A 4,648-nucleotide genomic window follows, 5' to 3' on the forward strand; every position below is an offset into this window, starting at 1 on the left:
CGACCGGCCCTGCCCCCCGACCCGGCCGGCCCGTACCGCCGGTCGAACGAGCCGCCGTGGTCAGGGAGTTGGACGCGTTCCTGATGAGCCCGGCGGCCGTGCTCGGCCTCGTCGGCGCGCCCGGCAGCGGGCGTACGACCGAACTCGCGGCGCTCGCCGGGCGCAGGGCCCGCGGCGACGCGCCCGCCCCGACGGTGTGGCTGCGCGGGGCCGATCTGGACGGCGCCGACGCCTCGATCGCGGACGCGGTGCGCCGGGCGCTGGACCGGGCGGCCCGGATCGTCGCGGCGGCCCGGGCGCCCCTGCCGACCGAGCTCTCCGACCTCACCCCGGAGCGCGTCGCGCGCCTCGCCCGCGCCCACGGCCGCCCGCTCCTGCTCCTGCTCGACGGACCGGAGGAGATGCCCTCCGCCCTGGCCCACCGGCTCGCCGAGTGGACCGAGGGGACCGCGCGGTGGCTGCGCGGCACGGGAGCGCGGCTCGTGGTGGCGTGCCGCGAGGAGTACTGGGAGGGCGCGGGCGCGCAGTTCCCGCCGGACCTGCTCCACCTCCCGCTCGCGCCCGACGCCCCCTGCGGAGCAGGCGACGCGGGCCCGGCCCGTCACGGCCCGGCCGCCCCCCACCTCCCGCCGTGCCTGCGCCTCGGCGACCTCACTTCCGTCGAGGCCCGCGCGGCCCGGGTCCGGCACGGCATCCCGGACGGAGCCCTCGTCGACGCCGACGCCGGCCACCCCCTCACGCTCCGGCTGCTGGCGGAGGTACGCACCGCCCTGCCCGGCTCCCCGGACCACTCCGGACTCGACCGCGCCGATGTCCTCGCGGCCCACCTGGACCTGATGTGCCTGCGCATCGCCGTCCGCCTCGCCGCGGAGAACGACCTGCGCAGCACCGCCGTACGGCGCCTCGCGGCCAAGGTCTCCGGCCAGGTGCACGAGGCCGCACGGCGCAGCCTCGGGCCGGCCCGGGCGGAGGTGGACCGGGAGACGTTCGAGGCGGTGTTCCCGTGGGGTGCCGCCCCCGCGCACCTCGGCGGTGGCACCGGCTGGGCGTCCGCCGTCCTCACCGAGGGCCTGCTCGTCCCGGCCGGTGACGGCTACCGGTTCGCGCACGAGGAGATCGCCGACTGGATCCAGGGCATCCACCTCGACCTGGACGAGGCCCTCCGCGTCCTGGTCCACCGGCGGCACGTTCCCGGGGAGCCGCACCATCCGCTGCCCGTCCCGCACCACCGCATCGGCCCCGTCGTCCAGGCCCTGCTCCTGCTGGCCCGCCAGCACGGAACGCGCCGACTGGCCGTCCGGCTGGAGGAGTTGGTGTGCGCCCTGGACACCGACCCGCACTCCTGGTGGGCGTCCCGGCTGCTCGCCGGCGTACTGCTGCGGGTGCCGGACGCGACCCCGTACACCGGTGTGCTGCGCCTGCTGGCCGAGCGGATCGCGGTCCGGCAGCAGTGCGACCTGCCGGTGCCCCAAGGTTTCGGACCCGGTTTCTGGACCGCGCTGCACCTGCCGGCCGCCGACCGCTGCGACCTGCTGCGGCGCCTCCTGCTCGCCGACGGCGCCCCGCCGGACATCTCCACCTCGCCTCAGGCCACCCGCGAGCCCCACCGGCCGCAGGTCCGCCGCCCCGGCATCGCGCACGCCCGCTATCTCGACGCCGCCGCGCACCTGCTCGCCACCGACCCCGCCGGCGTGCAACCGCACCTCACCCGCTGGTTCCACGACGAGCGGCCACTGCCCGCCGCCCCGCACGCCACCGTCGCCACGGCCGCCCAGGCACTGCTCTACGCCCACCGCCACCGTGCCCTGGACGACCTCACCGAGGTGCTGGCCGACTGCGCGCACCGGCGGGCCGAGGAACTGCTGGCCGTGTTCGCCGAGGAGGAGCCGGCCGCGCTGTGCCGGGCCGTCGACCGGTGGGCGCACGACGAACGCCCGGACCGGCGGGCGGCGGCCATTGCCCACGGGCTGCGCACCGCCCCGCACGCGCGTACGGAGGCCGACCGCGAACTGCTGCGCCGGGCCGCCCTGACCGTGCTCGCGCGCCCCGCCGACTCCGCCCTGCACGGCGGTGCGCTCGCCCTTCTCGTAGGCGACCCGCACGCCCGCGCCGGCCACCTGCCGCAGGCACTGCGGCACTTCGCGACCGGCGACCCGCATCTGCCGGCCGGCGCGCTGACCCCTGCCCTGACCACGCATCCGGAGGCGGTCCTCGCCGCCTTCGGCGAACGGCTGCGGCGCGGTCCCGACGCCGACACCGGGCAGGTGCTGCGCGCCCTCGCCGACGTCACCACGCCCACGCTCGCCCGCCGGGTCGCCGCCGTGATCCGCGAGGCGGTGGCGCGGCGGCCGCACACCGCGGGACACGTGGCCGCGTACGTGGACCGGCGCCTGCACCACGGACCAGCCGCCCGCCCGGTGCTGTTCCCCCTGGTCACCGGCCTGCTGGAGGACGCTCCGACCCAGCTGCGCACGGCCCTGGGCGGCGTGCTCGCCGCCCCCGGCACGCACATGGCCGCCCCCCGTACCCCCGCAGCCCTGGTCTCCGGCACGCTGCGCCGGGAGCTCCTGGACTTCCTCCTGGCCCACGAGGACGACCCGGCCGTCCTGGACGCGGTGCTGCACGCCGCGGCCCCCACCGCCGAGGAGGACCTCCGGGACCTCGTCCACCGTGTGGGCCTGCTCCTGGTGCGCACTCCCGAAGGCGCGGCCGTGTTCGACCGTGCCCTCGTGGAGCTGGGCCGGCGCCTGCCGGGCTTCGCCGCCCGTGTGGTCCGCTGGCTGGCCGACACCCCGCAGGACTGGGCGGCTGTGGTGGGCCCGAGCGCCCGCCGGACGATCGAGAACCTGGCTGGGGCCCCCGTCCCGGCCTGAGACGCGCGGTGCGGGACGTGCGCCCCGTCACAGCCTCGATGCCGATGCGGGCGGGGAACGCGGGACATGGCACCCTTAGACCTGCGGACAAGGCAGCAAGGCAACCGAAGCAACACGGACACGGGTTCGACGAGGAGCGGTCACAGTGCAGCGCTGGCGTGGCTTGGAGGACATCCCCCAGGACTGGGGGCGCAGCGTCGTCACCATCGGCTCCTACGACGGAGTCCACCGCGGCCACCAGCTCATCATCGAGCACGCCGTGAACCGCGCCCGCGAGCTGGGCGTCCCCACTGTCGTCGTCACCTTCGACCCGCACCCCAGCGAGGTGGTGCGCCCCGGCAGCCACCCGCCCCTGCTCGCCCCGCACCACCGCCGTGCCGAACTGATGGCGGAGCTGGGCGTGGACGCGGTGCTCGTCCTCCCGTTCACCACGGAGTTCTCGAAGCTGTCCCCGGCCGACTTCGTCGTCAAGGTGCTGGTCGACCGGCTGCACGCCAAGGCGGTCGTCGAGGGCCCGAACTTCCGCTTCGGCCACAAGGCCGCGGGCAACGTGGAGTTCCTCACCGAGCAGGGCAAGCTCTACGACTTCGAGGTCGAGGTCGTCGATCTCTACGTCACCGGTGAGGCGGGCGGCGGAGAGCCCTTCTCGTCGACCCTGACGCGGCGGCTGGTGGCCGAGGGCGACGTCACCGGCGCCCGGGAGATCCTGGGCCGCCCGCACCGCGTGGAGGGCGTGGTCGTCCGCGGCGCTCAGCGGGGCCGCGAGCTGGGCTTCCCCACGGCCAACGTCGAGACGCTCCCGCACACCGCGATCCCCGCGGACGGCGTCTACGCCGGATACCTGCACGCCCAGGGCGAGGCCATGCCGGCCGCGATCTCCGTCGGCACGAACCCGCAGTTCGACGGCACCGAGCGCACGGTCGAGGCGTACGCCATCGACCGTGTCGGCCTCGATCTGTACGGCCTGCACGTCGCCGTCGACTTCCTGGCCTTCGTACGCGGCCAGGCCAAGTTCGACTCCCTCGAGGCCCTGCTCGAAACGATGGCCGAGGACGTCAAGAAGTGCCGCGAGATCGTCGCAACGGACGAGCAGCAGTCGTAGACCCGGACTTGGCCCAGCCCTGGCCTCTGTCCGCCCGGGAGGCCTCTGCGAGGCCGACCGGGCTCGCAGCGCCACGTTGTGGTCGGCCCGGACCTCGTCACCGGCAGCCGAGTCGGGTCGGCCTCCTGGCCCCGGTTGCGTCTGTTCCGCCGGAGAGGCCCCGTCTTCGCTCACCGGAGTGCCTCGGCCGTGCCGGTGGGCGGGTCAGACGCACTCAACGGCCCGTGGCGTGCCCGCCCCGGCGCCGCCGGGGCGAGGCGGTTGGGTCCCTTCGCAGGCCGTCCCGTCCGGGGTGCGTCGCCCTCCTCTGCGAGCGAGCCGGCTCGCAGAGCACAGGCCGCGGTTGACCCCGGGCCTCGCTCCTTGCCGCCGAGCGGGGTTGGCCTCTCGTCCCCGGTCGCGACTGTGCTGCCGTAGCGGCCCCGTTCGGACTCCCCGTCGCCCCTCCCGGCCGTGCACCGGGCCGCGCCAGACGCGCTCAACGGCCAGTGGCGTTCTCGCCTCGGCGCCGGGCAGGCCGCGCTGTGCCCTCCGTAGACCATCCCCGCTCCTGCGAGGCCGAGTGGGGCCGGTCTCCGGGCCGCGATCGCGCCTGCCCCGCCGTGCGGCCCCGTCTTCGCTCCTAGGCGCGCCTCGGCCGTGCCCCGGCCTCAGCCCTCCCCGGACCTCCACC

At 76.2% G+C, this 4,648-nt stretch carries 2 protein-coding genes; both read left to right on the plus strand.

Annotation, left to right across the window (positions count from 1 at the left end):
* Positions 1 to 2,873: serine protease (locus tag BZY54_RS35675; RefSeq protein ID WP_107419913.1), on the plus strand; the 2,873-nt coding region annotated here is incomplete at its 5' end.
* A 145-nt stretch (positions 2,874 to 3,018) separates the two neighbouring features.
* Positions 3,019 to 3,975: a bifunctional riboflavin kinase/FAD synthetase gene (locus BZY54_RS35680; protein WP_086729461.1), complete on the plus strand. Its 957-nt coding sequence runs from the start codon at positions 3,019 to 3,021 to the stop codon at positions 3,973 to 3,975.
* Positions 3,976 to 4,648 lie beyond the last annotated feature (673 nt).

Origin of the sequence: Streptomyces carpinensis, assembly GCF_002154505.1 — a bacterium.
Lineage (GTDB): Bacteria > Actinomycetota > Actinomycetes > Streptomycetales > Streptomycetaceae > Streptomyces > Streptomyces carpinensis.